At 38.7% G+C, this 22,901-nt stretch carries 23 protein-coding genes; 8 read left to right on the forward strand and 15 right to left on the reverse strand.

Annotation, left to right across the window (positions count from 1 at the left end; translation table 11 throughout):
• Positions 1 to 8: 8 nt before the first annotated feature.
• On the reverse strand, positions 9 to 893 hold the full coding sequence (locus ACFO3P_RS15820; RefSeq protein ID WP_042533939.1) for a beta-keto acid cleavage family enzyme: 885 nt from the start codon (positions 891 to 893) through the stop codon (positions 9 to 11).
• A complete protein-coding gene (locus ACFO3P_RS15825) occupies positions 883 to 1,473 on the reverse strand; it encodes a GbsR/MarR family transcriptional regulator (protein WP_042533936.1) in 591 nt (196 codons plus the stop codon). Before ACFO3P_RS15825 ends, ACFO3P_RS15820 begins: the two co-directional genes overlap by 11 nt.
• 258 nt (positions 1,474 to 1,731) lie before the next feature.
• Here ACFO3P_RS15825 and ACFO3P_RS15830 point away from each other — a divergent pair, with 258 nt between their 5' ends.
• The 6 genes from ACFO3P_RS15830 (at position 1,732) to ACFO3P_RS15855 (ending at position 7,715) form a co-directional block, all read left to right on the forward strand.
• Positions 1,732 to 2,880, forward strand: a complete 1,149-nt coding sequence (locus ACFO3P_RS15830; RefSeq protein ID WP_042533934.1) for a betaine/proline/choline family ABC transporter ATP-binding protein — start codon at positions 1,732 to 1,734, stop codon at positions 2,878 to 2,880.
• Positions 2,881 to 2,897: 17 nt separating this feature from the next.
• Positions 2,898 to 3,545, forward strand: a complete 648-nt coding sequence (locus ACFO3P_RS15835) for an ABC transporter permease (RefSeq protein ID WP_042533932.1) — start codon at positions 2,898 to 2,900, stop codon at positions 3,543 to 3,545.
• Positions 3,546 to 3,561: 16 nt separating this feature from the next.
• On the forward strand, positions 3,562 to 4,470 hold the full coding sequence (locus ACFO3P_RS15840; RefSeq protein ID WP_289585260.1) for an osmoprotectant ABC transporter substrate-binding protein: 909 nt from the start codon (positions 3,562 to 3,564) through the stop codon (positions 4,468 to 4,470).
• Positions 4,470 to 5,111, forward strand: coding sequence for an ABC transporter permease (locus tag ACFO3P_RS15845; protein WP_289585261.1), 642 nt, complete (start codon positions 4,470 to 4,472; stop codon positions 5,109 to 5,111). The genes ACFO3P_RS15840 and ACFO3P_RS15845 overlap by 1 nt, the downstream gene beginning before the upstream one ends.
• Positions 5,112 to 5,373: 262 nt before the next feature.
• Complete coding sequence (locus ACFO3P_RS15850) at positions 5,374 to 6,759, forward strand: FAD-binding oxidoreductase (RefSeq protein ID WP_042533927.1); 1,386 nt, start codon at positions 5,374 to 5,376, stop codon at positions 6,757 to 6,759.
• Positions 6,756 to 7,715, forward strand: a complete 960-nt coding sequence (locus ACFO3P_RS15855; RefSeq protein WP_289585262.1) for a bile acid:sodium symporter family protein — start codon at positions 6,756 to 6,758, stop codon at positions 7,713 to 7,715. Before ACFO3P_RS15850 ends, ACFO3P_RS15855 begins: the two co-directional genes overlap by 4 nt.
• A 79-nt stretch (positions 7,716 to 7,794) precedes the next feature.
• Here the strand turns inward: ACFO3P_RS15855 and ACFO3P_RS15860 are convergent, their stop codons facing one another.
• The 4 genes from ACFO3P_RS15860 to ACFO3P_RS15875 all read right to left on the reverse strand — a co-directional run bounded on the left by ACFO3P_RS15860 (position 7,795) and on the right by ACFO3P_RS15875 (position 12,371).
• The gene (locus ACFO3P_RS15860) at positions 7,795 to 8,145 is read right to left on the reverse strand and encodes a hypothetical protein (protein ID WP_052485059.1); all 351 of its coding nucleotides are present in this window, start codon (positions 8,143 to 8,145) and stop codon (positions 7,795 to 7,797) included.
• A gap of 117 nt (positions 8,146 to 8,262) precedes the next feature.
• A complete protein-coding gene (locus ACFO3P_RS15865) occupies positions 8,263 to 9,783 on the reverse strand; it encodes a plasmid pRiA4b ORF-3 family protein (protein ID WP_193062099.1) in 1,521 nt (506 codons plus the stop codon).
• 99 nt (positions 9,784 to 9,882) lie between these two features.
• On the reverse strand, positions 9,883 to 11,754 hold the full coding sequence (locus ACFO3P_RS15870) for a serine hydrolase domain-containing protein (RefSeq protein ID WP_289585263.1): 1,872 nt from the start codon (positions 11,752 to 11,754) through the stop codon (positions 9,883 to 9,885).
• A 218-nt stretch (positions 11,755 to 11,972) separates the two neighbouring features.
• The gene (locus ACFO3P_RS15875) at positions 11,973 to 12,371 is read right to left on the reverse strand and encodes a c-type cytochrome (protein WP_042533922.1); all 399 of its coding nucleotides are present in this window, start codon (positions 12,369 to 12,371) and stop codon (positions 11,973 to 11,975) included.
• A 747-nt stretch (positions 12,372 to 13,118) separates the two neighbouring features.
• Between ACFO3P_RS15875 and ACFO3P_RS15880 the strand changes: the two genes are divergently transcribed.
• Positions 13,119 to 14,021, forward strand: a complete 903-nt coding sequence (locus ACFO3P_RS15880; protein ID WP_042533920.1) for an alpha/beta hydrolase fold domain-containing protein — start codon at positions 13,119 to 13,121, stop codon at positions 14,019 to 14,021.
• 522 nt (positions 14,022 to 14,543) lie between these two features.
• Here ACFO3P_RS15880 and ACFO3P_RS15885 read toward each other — a convergent pair.
• The 7 genes from ACFO3P_RS15885 to ACFO3P_RS15915 form a co-directional block, all read right to left on the reverse strand.
• The gene (locus ACFO3P_RS15885; protein ID WP_139089130.1) at positions 14,544 to 14,756 is read right to left on the reverse strand and encodes a hypothetical protein; all 213 of its coding nucleotides are present in this window, start codon (positions 14,754 to 14,756) and stop codon (positions 14,544 to 14,546) included.
• A gap of 8 nt (positions 14,757 to 14,764) precedes the next feature.
• Entirely contained in the window at positions 14,765 to 14,947 is a 183-nt protein-coding gene (locus ACFO3P_RS15890; RefSeq protein ID WP_042533918.1) for a hypothetical protein, read from the reverse strand.
• A gap of 348 nt (positions 14,948 to 15,295) precedes the next feature.
• Positions 15,296 to 15,625, reverse strand: coding sequence for a PadR family transcriptional regulator (locus tag ACFO3P_RS15895; RefSeq protein ID WP_042533916.1), 330 nt, complete (start codon positions 15,623 to 15,625; stop codon positions 15,296 to 15,298).
• A 416-nt stretch (positions 15,626 to 16,041) separates the two neighbouring features.
• Positions 16,042 to 16,797, reverse strand: coding sequence for an ABC transporter permease family protein (locus ACFO3P_RS15900; RefSeq protein WP_042533914.1), 756 nt, complete (start codon positions 16,795 to 16,797; stop codon positions 16,042 to 16,044).
• Entirely contained in the window at positions 16,794 to 17,597 is an 804-nt protein-coding gene (locus ACFO3P_RS15905; protein ID WP_289585264.1) for a hypothetical protein, read from the reverse strand. Before ACFO3P_RS15905 ends, ACFO3P_RS15900 begins: the two co-directional genes overlap by 4 nt.
• Before the next feature lie 5 nt (positions 17,598 to 17,602).
• The gene (locus ACFO3P_RS15910; protein WP_289585265.1) at positions 17,603 to 18,349 is read right to left on the reverse strand and encodes an ABC transporter ATP-binding protein; all 747 of its coding nucleotides are present in this window, start codon (positions 18,347 to 18,349) and stop codon (positions 17,603 to 17,605) included.
• A gap of 266 nt (positions 18,350 to 18,615) precedes the next feature.
• Positions 18,616 to 19,485: a DMT family transporter gene (locus ACFO3P_RS15915; protein WP_042533912.1), complete on the reverse strand. Its 870-nt coding sequence runs from the start codon at positions 19,483 to 19,485 to the stop codon at positions 18,616 to 18,618.
• A gap of 126 nt (positions 19,486 to 19,611) precedes the next feature.
• Between ACFO3P_RS15915 and ACFO3P_RS15920 the strand changes: the two genes are divergently transcribed.
• Positions 19,612 to 20,982, forward strand: a complete 1,371-nt coding sequence (locus ACFO3P_RS15920; RefSeq protein WP_042533910.1) for an aminotransferase-like domain-containing protein — start codon at positions 19,612 to 19,614, stop codon at positions 20,980 to 20,982.
• Positions 20,983 to 21,123: 141 nt separating this feature from the next.
• Here ACFO3P_RS15920 and ACFO3P_RS15925 read toward each other — a convergent pair whose 3' ends face one another.
• Positions 21,124 to 22,173 carry a sensor histidine kinase gene (locus tag ACFO3P_RS15925; RefSeq protein ID WP_042533908.1) on the reverse strand — a complete coding sequence of 350 codons (1,050 nt, stop codon included), beginning with the start codon at positions 22,171 to 22,173 and terminating at the stop codon, positions 21,124 to 21,126.
• Positions 22,170 to 22,895, reverse strand: a complete 726-nt coding sequence (locus ACFO3P_RS15930) for a response regulator transcription factor (protein ID WP_289585266.1) — start codon at positions 22,893 to 22,895, stop codon at positions 22,170 to 22,172. The genes ACFO3P_RS15925 and ACFO3P_RS15930 overlap by 4 nt, the downstream gene beginning before the upstream one ends.
• Positions 22,896 to 22,901: the final 6 nt, after the last annotated feature.

Here is a 22,901-nt window from a genome sequence, read left to right on the forward strand (position 1 = left end):
TTCACCTCTTAGGAATTAAATTTTTTAAGATTTAAATGTTCTCTTGCCTCTGCAGCCGTCATCGGCTCCAGCTTGACACTATTTAAAATGCTGACAGCTTGATCAACCAGCTGTTCATTTGTACCAAGTACACCTTTTTCTAAATATAAGTTATCTTCTAAACCGACCCGGACATTCCCGCCGAGTAAAGCAGCCTGTGCCACAATCGGCAGCTGCATACGGCCAATACCAAAGGCTGACCAATGCGCGCCATCAACCACTCTTCTTTTCATATATTCGATTGTTTCTGCATCCGCATCAGCGCCCCATGGAATACCAAGACAAAATTGATACATTGGTGTTCCTTCTACTAGTCCTTCAGAAATTAATTGGTTAGCAAGACGGATATGTCCTGTATCAAATACTTCCATTTCGGGTTTTACGCCGCTTTCTTTAATCAGCTTTGCGTGCTCCCGAAGCCAGTCTTCCGGCCCTAAATAAACTTGATTGCCAAAGTTTAAACTGCCGCAATCCAAGGTGGTGAGTTCCGGAAGCAATTCCCCGACCGGTTCATGACGCTCTTTTGGTGTCTGAATATCAGTCCCTTCTCCTCCACAAGTTGGATTTTCTAGATTTGGAACAAAGTCGCCGCCCCCGCCAGCCGTAATATTAATAATCACATCTGTATCGGATTCACGGATTCGTTCCACGGTTTCTCTAAAAAGGGCCACATCGTGACTGAGTTTCCCTGTCTTGGGATCACGAACATGGATATGTGCAATTGCAGCACCTGCTTTTGCTGATTCAATAGCAGATTCCGCAATTTCTTTTGGCGTAATTGGAACATGTCTGCTTTTCTCTGTTGTATCACCTGCACCAGTCAGTGCTGCAGTGATGATTCGTTTATTCTTCATTTTTTGCTTCCTCCTTTTTGGTTGGGGTGACAATAGGAACATGGTTAAAAATCTCGCCACTTTCAAAAAACGCAACAAGATTATTTATCCAATTATAATAGGCATTCCATTCATCCAGCTCCTGCTGTAATCTCTCCATTCGAACTTTTACTTCTTCTGAGGAATCCTCTGTCAAAAAAGTTTCTAAATGACGAATTTGTTCTCTGAGACGGCGTTCTAAACTCGTATTACGTTTTACAACCTCTGACCAGTTACTTGTAAATAAGGATATAAATGTTTGTGCATAATCGCGTTCTACATTGTAATGATCTTTGCGGCTGCCTTTCACGTATTCTTTCTCAGCGATATTAAATGAGATCATCTGTCGCATGACCTGACTCATTCTTGTTTTACTCATTCCAGTTTCTTCAGCCAGTGAATCTAATGTCATTGCCTCGCGATTCATATAGATAATGCCAAGCAGCCGTCCGACTGTCGAGGATACGCCGAACGTTTCCATGTTATCTGCGATTCGATCTGTGAGCAGTTCTTCGCAGGATTTGATTTCTTGAAGCAATTGATTATTTGAAAATGATTCCATCGTCAAGCTCCCCTTTAACTTGTATATGTGTCACTGTAACACGGATTAAATAAAATTGGAAAAATCAAGTTTGATAGTAAATGAGCGTAAAAGTAAGCAATTCTAAGATAAACTGCACTGTATACTTTGTAAAGTTTAAATTGCACAGATTTTACGGTTTAAATCGCTTTTTTCGGATTTTCATTTTTACCTGTCTGTTTATTATACTGAGTAAGTCTAAATTTTAGTTTTACGGAATAAGCAATGGAGGTGCTTGTAGTGCTTGAATTTAAAGAAGTAACTAAAAAATTCGAAGGAAATAATACTCCTTCCGTTCATAAACTGAACCTGAAAGTAGAACGAGGAGAATTTGTTGTTTTTATCGGCCCAAGCGGGTGCGGGAAAACAACTACGATGAAAATGATTAACCGGTTAATTGAACCTTCCGGGGGAGAAATTCTTGTAGACGGCGTGAATGTCCTCAAGCAGGATGCTGTCCAATTACGTCGATCCATTGGATATGTTATTCAGCAAATTGGTCTTATGCCCCATATGACTGTGGGAGAAAACATCTCTCTTGTGGGATCGCTTTTAAAATGGAATAAGGAGAAACAGAAAGAACGGGCAAAAGAACTTATTTCACTGGTTGACCTGCCAGAGGATTATTTAGATCGTTACCCACATGAGTTAAGCGGAGGACAGCAGCAGCGAATCGGGGTACTGAGAGCGTTAGCTACGAATCCCCCATTGATTTTAATGGACGAACCATTTGGGGCGCTTGATCCAATCACTCGTGACAGCTTACAAGAGGAGTTTAAAAAACTTCAAAAGGAAATGGATAAAACGATTGTTTTTGTTACCCATGATATGGATGAAGCGATAAAACTTGCTGATAAAATCGTGATTATGAATCAAGGAGAAATCGTTCAAGTCGGCACACCAGATGATATTCTTCGCCATCCGGCCAATGAGTTTGTAGAAGACTTTATCGGAAAAGACCGGTTATTAGAAAGCCGCCCGGAAGTAACACGCGTTGAACAAATTATGAATCCAAACCCGATTACGATTGAAGAAGAAAGCAGCTTAAAAGAAGCTATTCAAAAAATGCATGCCAATCGTGTCGACTCCTTGTTAGTAGTTGATGGAGCTGGAATTTTAAAAGGATACATTGATATTGAAATGGTCGACTCCAATTATAAAAAGAAAAGCTATGTTCATGAAGCGATGGATACAGCAAAATATGCCGTGGATAAAAACAGCCTGCTCCGGGATACAATGCATCGTATGCTTCGTCGTGGCAGCAGTTACGTACCCGTTGTAACAGATAATAATAAATTAGCAGGAATCGTAACAAGGGCGACCCTTGCCGATATGGTTTTTAACACTATTTGGGGCGATGAAACAGAAGATATTACTGCTATAGAATAAAAAGGAGGCAAAAAATAATGCAAGCTATTAGAGATACACTTGCATCCTATGGATGGGAGCTGCTCGAAAAAACAGGAGAACATATGTACATTTCTATCGCTGCGATTGTTTTAGGTATTCTGGTTGCGGTCCCCTTGGGAATTTTACTCACTCGCATACCGAATAAAACAGCGGATCGGTTTATCTCGTTTGTCGGGATATTACAAACTGTTCCAAGTTTAGCTATTTTAGCTTTTTTGATGCCTTTCTTAGGCGTAGGTGTTGTACCTGCGATTATTGCTTTATTTATTTATTCCGTACTTCCCATACTTAGAAATACGTATACCGGCATCATGGAAGTAAATACAAGTTTAAAAGAAGCGGGTAAAGGCATGGGAATGAACACCTTTGAAGTTATCCGAAAAGTTGAGCTCCCTCTTGCTTTGCCTGTTATTATGTCAGGCATACGGTTCGCAACCGTTTATTTAATCGGCTGGGCAACACTGGCAGCATTTATTGGCGGCGGCGGTTTAGGTGATCTTATTTTCGATGGTCTGAATCTATATCAGCCTGAGCTTATTGTTTTAGGTACTGTGCCGGCAACGATTTTGGCTTTACTTGCCAGCGGATTATTATCGCTTCTTGAAAAAGGATTAACACCTAAAGCCTTAAGGAAAACTGTTTAAAAAGGAAGGATTATAAATGAAGAAATTATTGCTGATTCCCCTTCTTTCGGCGCTGCTCCTTTCAGGATGTGCCCTGCCAGGTCTCAGTGGGCCTTCAGAAAGTACGGTTCGAATTGCAACCTTAGATACGGTAGAATCCGAAATTTGGGGTAATATACTGTCTCAGATGATTGAGCATTATACAGATTTAGATACGGAGTTAGTAACGAATTTAGGATCAACGATGGTCCTTCATCAAGCAATGATGCAGGAGGAAGTAGATATGACTGCTACCAGATATACCGGCACAGATATTGCCGGCGTCTTAAATTACGAAGATATTACTGACCCTGAGGAAGCGATGGAAATCGTACAGCGGGAATTTGATGAAAAATTTGACCAGACATGGGGCGACTCTTACGGTTTCGAAAACAGCTATACGATTTCCATTACACAAGAATTTGCAGATGAAGAAAACATTACACATGTGGATGATCTGGAGCCTTTTGCCGATGACATGAATTTTGGTGTAGATAATGCCTGGGTCAACCGTTCAGGTGACGGGTACGAGGCTTTTACAGAAACACACTTTGCTTTCGGCAATGTCTATCCAATGGCAATAGGCTTAGTATATGAAGCTGCTGCTTCCGGTAATATGGACGCGGTTCTTGGTTATTCTTCAGACGGAAGAATTGCGGCGTATGATTTAAAAGTATTGGAGGATGACTTCTTCCCTCCTTACGATGCTTCTCCTGTAGCGAGAAATGAAATCTTGGAGGAAAATCCGGAAATCAAAGAAGTCATGCAAAAGCTTAGAGATACCGTAACAACAGAGGATATGCAGGAAATGAACTATCAAGGTGACGTGGAATTAGTCAGTCCTGCCACCATTGCCCGCGAGTTTCTGGAAGAAAACAACTACTTTAAAGATAAGGAGGGCATGTAATGAGTGTCTGGGAGCAATTGATAACCTATGTATCTCAAAATGGTTCTTATATTTGGACAGAATTTTACCGTCACTTCTTAATGGCCGCTTATGGCGTGTTGTTTGCTTCCATCGTCTCCATCCCTATTGGTGTGCTTATTGCCAGATATGGAAAATTAAGTGGGTGGGTACTCACACTTGGAAGTATTATTCAAACTATTCCTGTATTAGGTTTTATGGCCATCACCATGGTTGCGATGGGATTAGGAACAACAACCGTCGTAACAACTGTGTTTTTCTATTCCCTATTACCAATTATTCAAAATACCTATGTAGGGATAACCGGGGTTAATCAAACGGTGAAGGAAGCTGCCTACGCTTCAGGAATGACACGGTTCCAGCTGCTGATGAAAGTAGAATTACCCCTTGCTATCAGTGTCATGATGGCTGGAATTCGTACAGCACTTGTTGTTGGGATTGGCGTTGTAGCAATTGGAACGTTTGTCGGCGCCGGAGGACTTGGTGCTATTATTGTGCGCGGAACAAACGCTACCGATGGAACAGCGATTATTTTAGCAGGTGCTGTTCCTACAGCCTTGATGGCAATTGCAGCAGATTTAATTATGGGTAAGATTGAAAGAATGCTGAACCCAGTGAAGTAAAATAAATAATAGAAATCATTATACATGTGTGTTCAAACATCCCGGCTTGTTACCAGAATTAACATAAACAAGCCGGGATGTTTACGTTTTATAAATGGCTTTATGCAACTTTTCTGGACTAGTCCCCTATCCAGCAGGATTTCTTTTTTAAATCATTGAATTAATCTGAAAAATCTTTATAATAAGGATAATACATATTATCCTTATAGCAGGATATATTTACAACGGATTTTCCATTTTAACGATTGAAAGGAGTAAAGCTATGAAACAAGTAATACAAGCATTAGGTACAAAATTAGCGCACGATCAAATCTCTGACAATGATACGGTGAGAGAGCTACATAGCAAAGACGAAACCTATCAACAGACAAGTCTTCCGGATATCGTTGTTTTCCCAAAATCAACTGAGGATGTTACGCATATTATGGAGATTGCCCAAGAATACCAAACGCCGGTAACGCCATTTGGAGTTGGGACGAGTTTAGAAGGACATGTCATCCCTTATAAAAATGGTATTACCATAGACTTTTCATTAATGAATCAGATTCTGGAAATAAAAGAAGGTGATTTACTTGTCAGGGTCCAGCCGGGTGTAACAAGAGAGCAGCTGAATAAAGAATTAAAGAAATATGGTCTCTTTTTCACCGTTGATCCTGGCGCAAACGCAACGCTTGGCGGGATGGCAGCAACCAATGCCAGCGGTACCACAACCGTAAAATACGGCGTCATGCGTGATCAGGTTCGAGATATGGAGGTGGTTCTTGCGGATGGGAGTGTAATTCATACAGGGAATTTGGCTGCAAAGTCTGCTTCCGGCTATCATTTGAACGGTCTTTTCATTGGTTCTGAAGGAACACTTGGCTGCTTTACCGAACTGACGCTTCAGGTATATGGCATACCAGAACATATTGTTGCTGCGCGGGCAACGTTTCCGAGTCTGACGAATGCCATCGAAGCGGTAACTTCTATTTTGCACGCAGGCATCCCTATCGCCAGAGTGGAGTTTGTAGATGAAGCCTCAGTGGAACAAATCAATAAATTCAGTGAAACCAATTATCCTGTTAAGCCGACGCTTTTCCTGGAATTTCACGGAAATGAATCTGGTTTACAAGAAGACCTTGCATTTTCTAAGGAAATTATGCAAGATCACGGCTGTGACCATTTTAATTCGGAAACAGACAATGCCGCCCGTAACCGTTTATGGGATGCAAGGCACAATTTGGCATACGCTTATATTCATGATTATGTCGGTAAAAAAATGATGCTGACAGACGTTGCTGTTCCCATTTCAGAATTAGCAAATTCCGTTATCTATGCCGGAGAAGAATTAAAAAAACTAGCTATTCCAGGAGGGATATTAGGGCATGTCGGTGACGGAAACTTCCATTCATTGATTATGATTGATATGGAGAATGAAGAAGAAGTTAAAAAAGCAAAACAATTTAATGAAAAAGTCGTTCAGTATGCGCTGGAGCGAGGCGGAACCTGTACAGGTGAGCATGGTGTCGGCGTTGGAAAGAAACCTTATCAACGCGTGGAGCATGGAGCAGCTCTCGACGTTATGACAAATATTAAAAAAGCGTTAGATCCAAATAATATCTTAAATCCTACTAAAATAGTAGATATCGATAACGAGGATAAGCTATGAAAACATTAGAGAAGATAAGCGCATTAGCCGGTAAATATTTTGCAGTACTTGTCATTATAGCAGCTGTTATTTCGTTTATCTTCCCTTTCGCCTTCCTTGTTTTTGGAAGCTTTATTACACTCTTGCTTGGCGTGGTTATGTTTGGTATGGGGCTGACATTAAAGCCTGTTGATTTCAAATTAATTGTTACAAAACCATTGCCGGTAATTATCGGCATAGCGGCACAATATACAATTATGCCCCTTGTTGCTTTTGGTATCGCTTATTTATTAAGGCTGCCCCCAGAGCTTGCAGCCGGACTTGTTTTATTAGGCTCTGTCCCAGGAGGCACCGCATCCAATGTGATGGTTTATTTAGCAAGAGGAAACGTTGCCCTGTCAGTTGCGATGACTTCCTTTTCAACGATGCTGGCTCCAATTATGACACCATTACTGCTTTATTTATTAGCCGGTCAATGGCTGCCCGTTAATCCGGTAGCCATGTTTTTGTCCATTATCCAAGTTATTATTATCCCTATTATTCTTGGTTTCTTGGTACAGCGTTTCTTCCCTGTTGCCGTAGAAAAAAGTATTGCCGTTGTTCCGTTAATATCCGTTACAGCCATTTTGATTATCGTAACAGCAGTAACAGCTGCCAATGCTGCCAATGTTGCTTCTGCAGGAGCACTTGTATTTGCTGCAGTGTTCTTACACAATAGCTTCGGATTATTTTTAGGTTATTTTACTGCCCGTTTGATAGGACTTAACGAAAATGATCGGAGAGCCATTTCCATCGAAGTGGGCATGCAAAATTCAGGGCTCGGCGTTTCCTTGGCAACAACGCATTTCAGTCCGCTTGCGGCCTTACCAAGTGTCTGGGGTGCGATTTGGCATAATATTTCCGGGCCGATTATCGCAACCATTTGGGCAAATAAATCACCCGATAAAAGAGATGTGAAATTAAAAAAAGCAAATTGAGGTCAATTCTACCATAAAAAAATCCAGGCTGAAATTTCGGCTTGGATTTTTTACGGTGTTACCTGCTATAGATAGACACTTAACCAGTCTTTGTTTGACGTACAACCCCAAATATACCCGCAATCATATAAAAGAAAGCCCCGATAAATACGCCGCCATAGGTGATAAGTAACGTAGCCGCTGCAAAAATAAGCAGTATAATGCCAGCAGCTTTTGATTTCTTATCCCCTTTAAACCATATAATGGCAAGGATGCAAATGATAATTGCTATCCCCATAATGCCGAAACCGATGGTAAATGCTTCTAATAATCCGCCCAAATGATTTGAATCTCCATATGCCTTATCGATGGTTTCCATGTACAATCCGATTGATAATATATAAGATAACCCGCCAAGGAGGCTTAGGCTTATTTCAATGGATCTCTTCATATACCGGTCTCCTGTTCTTTTTTATTTCAATTCAATCAAATGATAGAAAAACATCCTTTCTATGTGTATGTGCATCACAAAGAAAGGATGTTTCTATTATTTATACTCAGAAGCTTCCTAAAAAGGCTTATCCTCTTCCATCATTTGAATAAATTGATTCATCCCATGTAATTCTTCGGTTTTTACTAAAGGAAGAGACAATTTATCAAACAACGGTTCCGCATGTGTTGCAAAGAAATCATCAAACATATGGACCGCTTGCGGCAAGGCTTCTATTTTTTCGAAAAGCTGAAATATTTTTTCTTGGATACCTTCTGAGTAATAAATCGAGTCTACTAAATCATAATGTAATACCGCTCCCGTTTGTCGATCCAGAAGTACAAGGATATATGGAAGAAATGGCCGGGATTCAGGTGTCCTCTGTACCGGCTCTCCTGCTTGGATGAATGCCAGCTCCGCCTCCACGCCATTGATTTTATCTATTTTATTCCTCATCCGTTTCCATTCTATTTCTGACATATCCAATTCTAAATCAGGGTCTTGGACAGCCTTTTCAACCAGATCAAATGTTGACAAAATGATTTGTTCGCCTTCTTTATTTAAAGCGAGTATTTTGCCGCTATCAAAGCTCGGAGTTATTTTAGACAGATTATCCGTACGTGAAAGGAATGATTCCAGTTTAGACATCACTTCTGTGAAAATCAAACTTTCTTCTTGATTAAAACTCCATGGGACGGTATCCGGAATCATGCTGGTAAATGAAGGCCATTGATTTTTCCCGCGATACTTTCTGTTGAGACTTTTAATTAAATCATATTCGTCCTCATTCAATTCCTCTCTGCTATTAAAATTAACTGTAAGAGAATACTGCATGAAAACAACTGCTAAATTATCATCAAATGGATCGTCATCCAGCAGATCCAGATAAGATAATAACCCTCTGCTACCCAGAAAACCGGAAACGCCATAACTTTCTCCTGCATTCCCCATGATGGAACAATAGACATAATCATTTACCCTATCCGACCAGACTGCAATAAATTGATTATCTTGAATTTCAAGCCATGGTTGTTTTTCTTTCACTTGATCAGCTGCATCAAATAATTGATTCCATTCCGATTCATCCGGCTCTATTTCCTCAGCGCCTTCTTCACCAAGAAGCCAGTCTTCGTAAAACACACTTAATTGATGATTGATGTATTCTACAAGTTCCTCATTGTCGGAAAACGTATACGTATTCTCGAAACCTTTTTCCAAAGGCTGGTTCCCTTCTGCCGCAAGACAGAATGGTAATGGCAGATCCATCGGCAGCTCCACTTTTTGTTCCAAAATAATCTCATGCTGCCAATCCAGATTCAAATCATAAATATAGGTCAGCTTATCACCGGGATTTTTCAAGAAATCCGTTAAGATCGCCGTTTTTTCATCAACGGCCCCTGTCTGTTCAAGTAGATCTCCTGCTTGTGGCACAATCGAGGTACCTTTCTGTGAAAAAAAGTGCAAATGTTCGTCAGACCACGCAAATGCAGTCTGCAGGAATAGATGCAATTCTTCAAAAGTACTCTGTTCCGATACGATTAGTGTTCGCTGTTTCGCGGGGTTCACATCTTTTACTTGAATATTTAATTGAAGAACCAAGAAAATACACCCTCTCTCTATTTTCATTTTGTCTGTTCATTTTCTATTATAGCTTTCACATTTAACTTAAGCTTTCATAGTAAAAAAATGCAACTATTTTTATGCGTACATCTGCCAGATAATCAGCCAAATAATAAACAGAATACTGCTGAAACCCGTTAGCAGATAGCCGGTCTTTTGCATTTTGGACAACGGAGCTTTTTTCCTGACCAAAATCATCATTACAACAGCGATAATACTGGTCGCGGTAAAGAGATAATTCCCTATAAAGTGTGGCAGCAGCTCGGAATAGGTGCGCATCGGGTTAGATAGCATACGGATAATCAGAACCGCTATATTCACTGCCAGTAAAGTTCCAGATAGCATTAATAACCAATTCCACTTTGCAATTGGCGCTTTTTTTCGTTTTCGTCTCCTTCGAAAAAATGCCAGCACCATTAACACAAAAGGAGAAATTAAAAAATAAACCATGCACCAAATAAACAGTCCTAAGCTAATGAGCAGAGAAGGAGTATTTTTGTCCATAGGAAGATAATCCGCATAAGCAGTTGAAATCTGTTCGGACATCCCATCATTTACATGAAAGTACATGACATTACTTGGTATAAATACGTCATCTCCGCTTTTTAATTTATAAACATAAGGACTTGTTTGTACATAAGTTGCTTTGAACCCTGCTAAATCCAATTCAATTTCATTGTCATCCATTGGCTTAACATCGAGTGGTGCAAGATATGCGTAAAGATTCATAAAACCATTAAACGTACGGCGTGCCGATAAATAAGATCCTTCTACTTCAGCAGCCGGCGGGAGGTTTTCTCGAACTGTTTGATCCCCTCTGCCCACTAATTCATCTGTCAGACCAAATAAAAGATCGATTTCATCTGCTTGATTAGTTAAGATGACAATCGCAAAATTATCTTCAGGAACAATTTGCATATTACTGGAGTAAGCGACCGTATTACCGGAATGGGTCAATCCTCTGTATTCGCCATCATATTCCCAAAAACCGTGAGCAAGTCCGGGAACTCCTTCTTCTGGAGCATAGCTTGTTGTAAGTAATTTTTGAAGTGTCTGGTCTTCTTGGAATAAAGAAGTCTTTTCTGGTTCAGACGGCATCAAAGCCTGTGCGAACTTTGCTAAATCGGCTGCTGTTCCATTTATTCCCCCGCTGGGATACATAGAAATATAAAAAGACTGTGATTCCATAAAATCACCATTCTCTCCAGGAAAATAACCTATCCCTTTATGACGCGTAATTTCCTGATTATCTTCTACAGGTAAATGCATGGTGGAATGATTCATTTCCAATTCATCAAAAATATGCTCATTCACATAATCATAAAACGGCTGTCCGGTAATCTCTTCAATAATATAAGCTGCTAAAGAAGTTGAGTAATTGGAATAAGCAACAACTTCTCCAGGCTTATAAACCTGTTCCGGCTCTGCTAATTTTAAGGATTCTTCCAAGTCAACCAACTGCTCCGGAGATTCAAACAGCAAATCAAAAATATATTCTTCAAAGCCTGCATTATGATGCATTAAATTCAAGATGGTAATGGGGTCATCGTAATTTAATTTGGTCAAAAATTCCTCCGGCAAATAAGTTCGTATATCCTCCTCTAAATCCAGTTCTCCCTGTTCAGCAAGCTGCATCGCAGAGACCCATACAAATAATTTTGTAATCGATCCCCATTCGAGAACAGTTGTATCCGGATTCATTGGAATTTGATTTTCTACGTCGGCATACCCATATCCTTTAGATAGAACAATTTGATTGTCTTTAATAGCAATGATTGCCGCTCCTGCTACAGTGCTACCTATGTATTCTTCAGCATATTCGTCAACGAACTGCTCCAGTTCTTCTATTGGAATACCAGATGGCGTTGTATTTTCTGCCGCTGAAAAAGTATAGGGAAAACATAAGCTGAAAAAAACTATGTGAAGAAAAATACTGATTCTTTTTATCATCTTGCTACCCTTCTCTCTTTTTGGTTAAATAAGCTTCTAAATAAACTGGCCAATTATTTTGAAATAACGTTCACATTACAAAGCTTCTCCGCCCCAAAATGATTTTTATATATTCATACTTCTTCAGAGAGTCTTTAAATCCCTTTTTATTTACGGATATGGCAAAAGAAAAACAACAGCTGCATGGGAACTGTTGTTTTTCTGATCATTGCACTATATTATTTATGCTCGCTCAGCCATTTCGCAAGTTCATCCAAATCATCATCACCAAGATCCGGAAAGGCCGGCATTCCTCCGTCTGTTCCATTTTCAACGATATCAGCAATTTCATCCTGTGAATAATTGCTGCCAACTTCGGTTAAATTTGGACCGGCTGCTCCTGACAAATCTTGACCATGACAGCTGGCACAATTATTTTGAAAAACTTCTTCTCCAGTTTCAATACTTGCAGATTCTCCATCTTCCGCTTCTCCCCCTGGATCAGATGATTCCGTTTCCTCACTGTTTTCCGTATTATCAGCCCCTTCATCACCGCTGTCACTGCCATTATCACCGTCACAAGCCGCAAGTACAATTGCTAAAGTGAATGCTAAAAACAAAAGATAGAATTTTTTCAACTTACTTCTCCTCCTTTGGATGATTTGAATTTTTCACAAAATACGGGTAATGAATAGGCTATCTCGTATCAAATCAACTTCATGATTATCTCGAAGAAGCCAGTAAATGGAGACCCCGAAAATGTGATTGAACCAATAATGTTACATTATATTCTCAATTTTCATTTTACTCCTCTTTTCTTTTTAAAGCTTTATATATGCTTATATAATCCCCCTTAACAAGAAAAACATATATCATTTTTTCTATAACAGCTGGTGCTAATCATCTTACCCAAAAGCTTAAAGAATAAAGAGAATAATGATTAGGTAAAATGACAGGAATATGTTGATGGTTTCAATTCGGTAGGCGAGTTAAATTTTATAAAAACGTTAAATAATGGAGAGCAGCATATACCTATATGGTATGTAGAATTTGCAGTTTATATATTATAATAGAGACAGACATTTTGTATTCATGTAAAAAGTGCATAATCGAGAACGGTAAGATAGAAATTCAAGGATACAGCCATTCCCTTTTGTTTAAAAATGAAGTTATACGGGGATTTATGCTTACAAAGAAAAGTGCTAATGGTTGTACAAAGCTAAACGATTACTGCTAGTATAAAGATAAGAAAAGTCAACAGCAGGTATTCCTGATGGATACATATTTTACAAATTAGGAAATGGATATTATAAGTGAGGCCCCCCTGCGTATTGTCCGAGGTTTATTAAACGCTGGTGAATAGTGACCTACAGGAGGAAAAGAATATGAGAAGTTTTCAAAGCCGGATTGCGGAACGTATACTTACACGGCTGAGTAATAAAGACAGTTTTACCGATCCTCAATTATTCAAATCGTTTCTAAAAGAAAAACAAAAAGAAAATGAGAAACCATATGACCTGCCAAAATATATCCAGACAAGGTTCAACATTGAAAAAAAGATGTTTGATGGAATGGAATGGTATATCTTTAATCAAGAAGAGAATCACTCAGGAAAATCCATCCTCTATTTGCATGGAGGCGGTTATATCAAGCAGCCCTCGTTATATCACTGGCATTTTCTTGGGAAAGTAGCAAGAGAAACCAAAGCTAACATATATGTTCCTATTTATCCAAAAGCACCCAATCATCATTATAAAGAGTCTTTCGAAAAAGTGCTTCCAATATACAAATGGATGTTAGAAACAACCGATAGCGATAATATTATTTTGATGGGTGACTCTGCTGGCGGAGGATTTGCATTAGCATTAGCACAATTGCTTTTGGAACAGGGGCTACCACAGCCCCGACATATCATATTAATTTCGCCTTGGCTTGATATTACGATGAAAAATCCAGAAGCTCATGAACTCGAACCTAAAGACCCGATGTTAGGTATCTATGGGCTGATTCAAATGGGAAAGGCATATGCAGGAGGTACTGACCGAGATAATTATTTACTAAGTCCGATAAATGGAGAGATACATGGGATAGGAGAAATTACTTTGTTTATTGGGACACATGAAGTTCTTTTACCAGATGCTAAAAAATTTCAAGAGATGGCTGCATCGCAAGACATCCACATTAATTATTTTGAATATCCGGAAATGAACCATATCTTTGTGCTTTACCCCATTCCAGAGGCCAGAGAAGCAACCAAAGAAATAGTAGATATTATAACAAACAGCTGATGTATTCGCTGCCTAACGTATTCAACTTCCTGTTCAGAAACTGTATCAAGCTGCGACCTTTTCAGGACAGCTTACAACAAAGCAGCCGCTAAAGCGTTGCTTTTCCCGCTTTTCTTTACATAAAACGAATTAAAAGCAAAAATAAAGTAAAATGACAGGTGCGGAAACAATATTACGTATGTAATTCCTAATTTGGTCCGCAGAGATGCCTCACCATTCCCGTGATAAAGATGCTTCACGCCGGAAAAATTTAAATTGGAGCAAATCGTTAAGGAATAAACAGTTCACGACCAATACAGAACAGAACAGCGACAAGCAATGTAACTGTCCAAACCGGCAAACGCTCCCCCAAAGTAATTATGTAATAATTCGAATGTAAGATAATCCCGCCTGAATACAGAGACGGTCATTCCAGAAATATAGAGCAGAACTGGAAGTGGCAAACGATCGTACAGAGGGAGCGTCAGAGCAAAAAAACTGGCAGGCTATATATAAATCCATGCTGGGAAACTTGTTAATAACCTATCCTTTATTTACTAAATAAATCAACACTATTAAAGCTCCAAATATAATGGAAAACCTGAGCCGTTTTGGCACGTTTAAAAACCATTTAGATGCCATTTCCTGACCAAATCCTGCTTTTTTATCATTATTCATTTTACCAACCCTATCTGCTGTAAAAAATCGCCCCTTTTCATTACCGTCAATTTGGGAGTAAAGCGTAATTTCATTCACAAGAAAAGCTATTTATCTTTCTCTGACTGTAATTTATCAATTTTTTCTTCTAATTGACTTATTCTTTTATTTCTTTTGATACACATGACGACGAGCGATACGATTCCTATAACGAGCAAAATAACAAGTAACAAAAAGAGTAATTGAATTATTACGTCTCCCATATTTAATCCGCCTACAGATGCTGACAAAACAAAATTCTCCTTCCCTTCACAAATTTTTCTTTAAAAAGATACTTGCACGTTGTTACCTATTCCGAAAATGTGCCCTGATATGGAACAGGTAATAATGCGCTAAAGATGCATAGTAGTTTATAAACTTCCAAAAATATCCCATATCTAAATAATATAACTTAACCCTGTCTTCTTCAACACCTGTTTTTAAAACGGCTTCATTTTTAATTCGCCAAATAAATCATTTACATTATCCATGTCCTCTTTTTCCCCGTAAAAAATCCGTGTTCGTTTAAAGACATCAAATCGTTGCCTTTCAGACTTCTTAATACCAAAAAACAATTTCAAATTAATACTGCGTCTTCTTCAATCTAATCCTTCCATAAACAAATCAATAATTTCTTTTGTTTCCTCCCACTCTCTGGCTGTCTCTTTTAAATATGCTTTCCCCAACATCGTAATTCTATAATATTTTCGCTTTCCGCCATGAGACACTTTACCATAGTAAGATTCGATTAATCCTTTCTTTTCAAGACGCTGAAAAACGGCATATAGTGTCGCTTCTTTAATCTGAAAACGACTTTCAGTCCGTAAGCTGATTTGCTTTGATATTTCATAACCGTACTGATCATTTTCATAAATCAGACGCAGTATAATCGATTCTAAATGTCCTCGTATAATATCACTTCTAATCATAACATATCCTCCTTATCACATAACCATATCTGGTAGAGTAATAAATCAACTGATTACTCTTCCTGTCAAAGTAATTATATATAAAACAGATTTATCATTTCAAATATCTATAAATATTATTATACCAGATATTAATACATTTAAAAAAATATATGAAACTCATAATTATAATATTGTATTTTCATAAAAGAGTAATTAATTAAATAACCACTCTTTTTACATTAGTAATTTAGTATTGACCTTTTTTAGACTTTTAATGAGATTTTATAAATGAGTGAGGAACAATCTTATAATATGAAAATACTATAAGATAAACAATCCGCACCCTGCTTTTTTTAAAACAAGATGCGAATAATAGAGGATCAAGGGAATTATTGCGAAGCTTTTAGCTGCAGCTGCTTCTCTCTTATCGCTGCTTAGCTATCCCTCCGAAGAAAAGACAGCCAATAAGCAATTGCACATATTACCCCCCAAACAAAAAGCGTAAAGAAAGCAATCCACGGTGACAGTTCGGTCACTTCATAAGCAGGCGTTCCGAGTAAGCTCATGCTCGCTTGATCCGGCAGGAATCGCAGTCCTCCTGGCCATTGTAAAATACCAGTCGCAATAAATATAGGAATCATAATCAAAATGGAAAGTGGTACGATGGCGCTGCGCGTTAATCCCGCAATGCTAAAAGCAATGATAGACATTAGCAAGTAGACCGCTGTCCAGCGTGTGAGATCAATCAAAATGCAGCTCATATCTACATCCGAAAAGATATGAATAATTAATCGTGACGGGATGATAGTAACCAATATTCCGCATAACACCGCCAGTCCCACCGCAACTATTTTTCCTTTCATTAATAGCTGACGATTAGGAACAGTAATTAACGTCATACGATTCTGCCCCTCTTGATATTCACTGCTTGCTGCATAAACAGGCAGAATAAGAAACGCGTAAATAGGAGCAAACATAACAAGACCAAAATCTGCCACTGTAGACGGAGGCATATCATTTCCAGGATAAAAAACAAGACCACTTGTGTCCAATATAGCAAGCCCAAGATTCATAATCGTGGTGATAATGATAAATAGTACGATTGTTGGATGTGAGATAATCTTAGTGAATTCAGATCGAACTACATCCGAGAAAGAAATGACAGTTTGCTCAGAAGCAGCTACCTTCATCGGGCGTCCCTCCGCTTCATTAGAATGAGTGAAACAATTAATACGCCAATAAGCCAGAGGGCTAACACCATCCCTCCCATTAGATTACTCGAACTGAATGGCGGTCCTATCACAGGCATAGCTGGTTCTTGTAATAAAAAATTACGAGCTGCGCTAATTGGTGTCCATGCGTCCACGGCTGGCGCAAATGAAGCAATCGCTTGGGACATGGTCACCCCAATAAATCCACCCATGATTAAAATACCCAAAAGGGTTCGCCGGGTAATAAGCGTGATGCCTAAAGATATCAAGGTAATCGCGACAAGGAAAAAGATACCCCCTGAAATCCGGATAAACACTTCAGGTGACGATAAGATATCTAGCTGCCAATCTTTGACCATAAAGTACGCTGTAACCAGCGATATGATGGCATAAACAATTCCAATGCCAAGTGTATAAAGGATTGTCGCAATAACCTTACTGATAATCATTTGCTTTCGGGAAGGCACTGCAAGCAAACTAATTCCTAATTGGCCAGCCTGAAATTCAGCACCCGCAATGACTGCACCAAGTAATGGGAACAGGATTCCAGGATTAAATATTGCTGAACCGATGGTGCTGAAAAAATCTAGTTCTGCTTTGATGGGTCTTCTATACTCCCAGTGCATGCCATTCCCATCTAACGTTTTTAGGTTTCCCAAGAAGCCAGTTCCACTAAAATAATGAAATAAGAGACCGGCACCCAATAAGATAAAGGTGATAATCCAAACGCTTCGCAATGTAATTATTTTTGTGAATTCAGATCGTATTGCTGCTATCATGCTCATCACCAGCTTTCTTCGCTCTTGATACCAGTTAAGGCAAAAAAAGCTTCCTCAAGAGAATCATGATCTGCAACAACCTCTTCCAGCGATCCTGAATCAATAATCTTTCCATTATTGATAATCACAATATCATCCACTATTTTCGACGTTTCGTCCATTAAGTGACTGGAGAGTAACACCGTATTCCCATTTCGTGCATAGTCTTGCAGAAGTCGCCGCACACTCCGGATACCTTCAGGATCTAACCCATTTACAGGCTCATCGAGTATAAGAATTCGGGGCTCTCCAAGTAATGCAGCAGCCAGACCAAGACGCTGTTTCATCCCTAAAGAATACTTTTTCACTCTTGCTTTTGCCGCATTAGAAAGACCCACCATTTCCAGTACTTGAACGATTCTTTCTTTTGGAATACGATTCGATTCAGCTATCCACTTTAGGTGATCAATACCCCGGCGCTCCAGAACAGCCGCAGCACCATCTAGCATCGCACCAACTGTTCGCAATGGCTGACGATGATTAACAAATGGTTTACCTTCAATAAGCGCTGTGCCGCTGGTAGGAAAATCCAAACCGAGTAAAATGCGCAGTGTACTCGATTTCCCTGCTCCGTTAGGCCCTAAAAATCCAGTCACCCGGCCTGGTTGTGCTGTGAACGATACATTTTCAATGGCTGTTTTCTTGCCGTATCGTTTTGTTACATTATTAACTGCAATCGCTTCTGTTCCTGTCCTGCTATTTTTCGCATGCAAATACATCGCTCCCTTTCTTCCAATCGTTTTTTTCATGTACTTCTTTAGTATAGTAGCGAAAAATAAACTGCTGCATTTGACTTCATATACGTCTATTAACAGAAAGATTACAATTCTATAAACAAGGACCAGGTATACAAATACTACTGATTTCAAAAAGTCATTTTTTCACCTTCAAAAAACAGCTGGAAAATATGTTTTTTCCAGCCGCTGATTAATAAAAGTATATTAAACTTTAACGGTACTTTCTTTTACGCCCCCCTCATTCATGCTGCGTTTTTACCAATAATCACGCAGCTGACGGTTACAACAGCAATAATTACGGTATACAAATTAAATACTTCATTCAGAAATAAAAAAGAGAATGTAATCATTAAAAAAGGTTGTAAATATTGCAGTTGACTTACTTTGGAAATTCCGCCGACAGACAATCCTTTATACCAAAATACATACGCCAAAAATTGACTGATTACTGCTAAATAAATAAAGCTCACCCAGCCCGTTATAGGCACAGCTAAGATTTCTTCTGCATGAATAGAACGAATAACAGGTATTAAAAATAAGGGAGCTCCAATAATGACGGACCAAGCTATTGTTTGCCAGCTGCCTATTTCTTTAGCTAATTTAGCCCCCATCGCATAACTCAATCCCAATATAATGACAGATATAATCAACGCCATATCCGCCAAATGGATAGTTCCTAATCCTAAAGTAAATGCATATATAATCACAGATAAAGAAGCGATCGAACTAGCTACCCAAAATTTAAAAGCAGGCCTTTCATTCGCTATAATCATCGCAAAAAATGCTGTGGCCAACGGAAGCAATGCTAGTTCAACTGCCCCGTGAGATACTGGTAAATCTGCCATTGCATAGGTTGTTAACAGCGGGAAAATTAAAACTGCCCCAAACGCAATAATAAAAAGATCTCTGAATTGTTTTTTGGTCGGTACAGGTTGTTTATTGATTATCAAAAATAAGACAGCCAATAGCGAGGCTGGTATTGTTCTGCCAAGTCCAACAAATGTAGAATTAAAATATTGAACCGCTACATTCGTTGCTGGTAATGTGAGGCTGAAACATAGCACTCCAAGCATCCCCCAAACAAAACCCGATAAATGATTACGCTCTTCCATAAATACTGCTCCTTTTCATTGAATTATTGTACCGGTACATATAACATACTAATATAATAATTTTCATCATAAAAGAAGAGTTATCACGATGTGTACCGGTACAAACCTGAGCAGGGAGGTATTTTAATGAATAAATTTGAAAAAGTGGTTCGTTATATTATAAGTTTGATTAAAGAGGAGAAATTAAAACCAAGTGATAAATTGCCCTCGATCAGAGCAATGGCAGAAGAATTTTCCTGCAATAAAAGCACCATTATTAGGGCTTATCAAGAATTGGAGGGTAAACATTATATATACTCCATCAGCAAAAGCGGATATTATGTAATTGAAAGCATGGAACGTGAGGAAGATAACCTTGAAGTTTTTGATTTTTTATCGGCAAGTCCTGATTTGAATGTCATGCCGTATAAAGATTTTCAACATTGTATTAATCAGGCAATAGATATATATAAAAATGAAATATTCTCCTACTCCCCTTTTGAAGGTATTTATAGTTTAAGGTGCGAAATACAAAAATACCTGCAGGATTTTCAAGTTTTCGCAGATGTGAATAATCTATTTATAACCACCGGAGCGCAACAAGCTATTAATTTAGCTGTAAATATGCCCTTGCCTAATAAAAGAACGAATATTCTCGTGGAACAGCCTACATATTATGGCGCCTTGGAGTCTATCAAAAATACCGATTGCAATATCTATGGGCTGGATGTTTCGAAAAATGGTATTGACTTAGAAAGTCTGGAGCATATCTTAAAAAATCATGATATCAAATTATTTTATGTCATAACCAGATTTCAGAATCCCTCCGGCTTCAGTTATTCGAATGAAGATAAAAAAAGAATCCTCGCTTTAATTCAAAAATACGATGTTTACTTAGTTGAAGATGATTATTTAAGCGAATTAGATTTAGATACGAAAGCCGACCCTTTTTATAGCTTCGATGACACAAATAGGGTTATCTATATCAAAAGCTTTTCAAAAGTTTTTCTGCCAGGGATGAGGATTGCTTCAATTATCGTACCTGACAGGATGAAAAATGAGTTTATTAAGTATAAATTTACATCTGATTTTAATAGTCCGGCCATCTCACAGGGAGCTTTTGAAATATACCTTAAAAGCGGTATGTTTCATACTCACATTGAAAAAATAAAAAAGGTATACAAAAACAAGTTAGATATTCTGCTTGAAGCGTGCAAAACATATTTTGATGATTCTATTAAATACAGCAAACCCAATAATGGATTTTTTATTTGTATTTACTTACCTGACAATATCAAGGCGGCATATATAACCAATATACTGAAAGAACAAAGCGTGTACGTTAAAGATTGCTCAGATATGTACCTAGATGATTTTAATAAGGAAAACGCGATAAGAATATGCATTTCAAAAATCGAAGAGAATAAAATAGACAAAGGAATCGAAATTATCTCGAAAGTAATAAAACAGAACCGGAAAAGATTGAACTATATTGCGGATAATATAATGATTCCTTAATCGTTATTTTATTTTTGTCAAGAATTAAAAACCCAGCTAAAAAAACAGCTGGGTTTTCAAAGTGCCTGAATGATGTTCAAATATTTATTATAATCATCACCTTTCCGCGCATGGCAATACAGTTCACGTATATATATCCATCTAAAACGAAACTGGAATTGTAAAATAAAAGGATGTGCCCTTACCCCATTCACTCTCTGCCCAAATCTCACCGCCATGTTTATCAATTATTTTCTTACAGATAGCTAGCCCGAGTCCCGCCCCGCCAAAATGCCTTGATCGGGATTTTTCTGTACGATAAAACTGTTCAAATACAAACGGCAGATCTTTTTGTGTGATACCTGCTCCATTGTCTGTTACAGATACTTTTAGTTTTTGTTTATCCACATTCACTCTAATCGCAATAACCCCTTCTTCACCAACATATCTTTTCGCATTGCTTACTAAATTATCGAAAACCTGGGCGAGCTCGTTTGCATTAACAAGCAGATTCACCTCCGGAAAAGGCTTTATCACTTCTAATTGCATCGGCGCATCCATAAACTCCAGCTTTATTGGATGGATGATTGTTTCCAGCAGTTCTTGGGAATTCCAAACAGAAAAGCTTTCTTCTGCTGCCTTTATATCTAATTGCGAATATTGAAAAAGTGTTTCAATTAAGTGATCCAGATTTTCCGTTTTATTTTTAATTACCGAAATATAGCGTTGAAATCGGTCCTTGTCATGGATAACTCCATCCTGCAAACCTTCTACATAGCCTTTAATCGATGACATCGGCGTGCGTAAATCATGTGAAATACTGGCAATCAAGTTTTTTCGCGCTGTTTCGTGAGCAGCCTCTTTTTCCCGTAATTCTTTTAACTGGTCTTTCATTTCATCAAAAGCACGAGATAAATCACCTATCTCATCATTTTCCCGATAGGAAACAGCAAAATCAAGATTTCCTTCCCTGATATTTCTTGTTGCCTTTCCTAATTCTCCTAGGGGCTTTAAAACATTCCGGGAAATGACCCAGCCAGTAATCAGGGCCCCGATAATAAATGGGATAAGCAGAGCCAGCAAAACCGGAAGAAGCGTGCTAAAGGAAATACGATTGCTTGAGTTGACTCCAGAAAGCAGCGCAACCACTATCGGCAGCACCAGCATCGATGAAAAGGACAAAATCAGCTTCCCTCTTACACCCAGCCTCATTCTTTATCTCCCACAAATTTATAGCCTACGCCCCAGACAGTCTGGATCCATTTAGGGGTGGCAGTATCCTCTTCTATCTTTTGACGGATTTTTTTAATATGGATGGTTACGGTGTTTAAATCGCCATACTCATTGATTCCCCACACGTGATCATAAATTTGCTGGCGGGTCAAAACGTGGTTAGCGCTCTTAGCTAAAAAACGCAGCACCTCAAACTCCTTAGTTGTCAGCTCTATTTGTTTTGCATTTATTTTGACTGTATAAGCATTTATATTAATCTCTATATTATCAAAGGTTAAGACTTCTGTTTTATATTCTGTTGATGCGCTTCCCTCTTTTTCTACCGTTGAAAGCTGATCATATCTTCTTAACTGCGCCTTTACACGAGCAACTACTTCTCTTGGGCTGAACGGTTTCACCACATAATCATCCGCTCCTAACCCCAAACCTAAAACTTTATCTATCTCTGATTTTTTTGCACTCAGCATAATGATAGGGACAGCTGATTCCGCCCTTATCGTCCGGCATACTTCCATTCCGTCTAATCCAGGAAGCATAATATCCAGCACAATCAAATGTGGCCGGTATTCCCGAAAGGCCGCAAGGCACTCCTCCCCGTCCGTACTAATCTCAACATCATATTGTTCCTCTTCCAAATAATCTTTGATTAATTCCGCAATCTCCAGCTCATCATCAACGACCAGAACCTTTTTATCCCGCATGACGCA

It is taken from the genome of Oceanobacillus aidingensis (assembly GCF_042654105.1).
Classification (GTDB): domain Bacteria; phylum Bacillota; class Bacilli; order Bacillales; family Amphibacillaceae; genus Oceanobacillus; species Oceanobacillus oncorhynchi.

What these genes read in the sequence shown, in the direction of transcription:
- ACFO3P_RS15825 (WP_042533936.1), bottom strand. Translation starts at nt 1,473, where the DNA reads ATGGAATCATTTTCAAATAATCAATTGCTTCAAGAAATCAAATCCTGC.
- ACFO3P_RS15850 (WP_042533927.1), top strand. Translation starts at nt 5,374, where the DNA reads ATGAAACAAGTAATACAAGCATTAGGTACAAAATTAGCGCACGATCAA.
- ACFO3P_RS15905 (WP_289585264.1), bottom strand. Translation starts at nt 17,597, where the DNA reads ATGATAGCAGCAATACGATCTGAATTCACAAAAATAATTACATTGCGA.
- ACFO3P_RS15925 (WP_042533908.1), bottom strand. Translation starts at nt 22,173, where the DNA reads ATGAGGCTGGGTGTAAGAGGGAAGCTGATTTTGTCCTTTTCATCGATG.
- ACFO3P_RS15915 (WP_042533912.1), bottom strand. Translation starts at nt 19,485, where the DNA reads ATGGAAGAGCGTAATCATTTATCGGGTTTTGTTTGGGGGATGCTTGGA.
- ACFO3P_RS15840 (WP_289585260.1), top strand. Translation starts at nt 3,562, where the DNA reads ATGAAGAAATTATTGCTGATTCCCCTTCTTTCGGCGCTGCTCCTTTCA.
- ACFO3P_RS15870 (WP_289585263.1), bottom strand. Translation starts at nt 11,754, where the DNA reads ATGATAAAAAGAATCAGTATTTTTCTTCACATAGTTTTTTTCAGCTTA.
- ACFO3P_RS15855 (WP_289585262.1), top strand. Translation starts at nt 6,756, where the DNA reads ATGAAAACATTAGAGAAGATAAGCGCATTAGCCGGTAAATATTTTGCA.
- ACFO3P_RS15845 (WP_289585261.1), top strand. Translation starts at nt 4,470, where the DNA reads ATGAGTGTCTGGGAGCAATTGATAACCTATGTATCTCAAAATGGTTCT.
- ACFO3P_RS15900 (WP_042533914.1), bottom strand. Translation starts at nt 16,797, where the DNA reads ATGAAGGTAGCTGCTTCTGAGCAAACTGTCATTTCTTTCTCGGATGTA.
- ACFO3P_RS15895 (WP_042533916.1), bottom strand. Translation starts at nt 15,625, where the DNA reads ATGATTAGAAGTGATATTATACGAGGACATTTAGAATCGATTATACTG.
- ACFO3P_RS15820 (WP_042533939.1), bottom strand. Translation starts at nt 893, where the DNA reads ATGAAGAATAAACGAATCATCACTGCAGCACTGACTGGTGCAGGTGAT.
- ACFO3P_RS15930 (WP_289585266.1), bottom strand. Translation starts at nt 22,895, where the DNA reads ATGCGGGATAAAAAGGTTCTGGTCGTTGATGATGAGCTGGAGATTGCG.
- ACFO3P_RS15880 (WP_042533920.1), top strand. Translation starts at nt 13,119, where the DNA reads ATGAGAAGTTTTCAAAGCCGGATTGCGGAACGTATACTTACACGGCTG.
- ACFO3P_RS15860 (WP_052485059.1), bottom strand. Translation starts at nt 8,145, where the DNA reads ATGAAGAGATCCATTGAAATAAGCCTAAGCCTCCTTGGCGGGTTATCT.
- ACFO3P_RS15835 (WP_042533932.1), top strand. Translation starts at nt 2,898, where the DNA reads ATGCAAGCTATTAGAGATACACTTGCATCCTATGGATGGGAGCTGCTC.
- ACFO3P_RS15920 (WP_042533910.1), top strand. Translation starts at nt 19,612, where the DNA reads ATGAATAAATTTGAAAAAGTGGTTCGTTATATTATAAGTTTGATTAAA.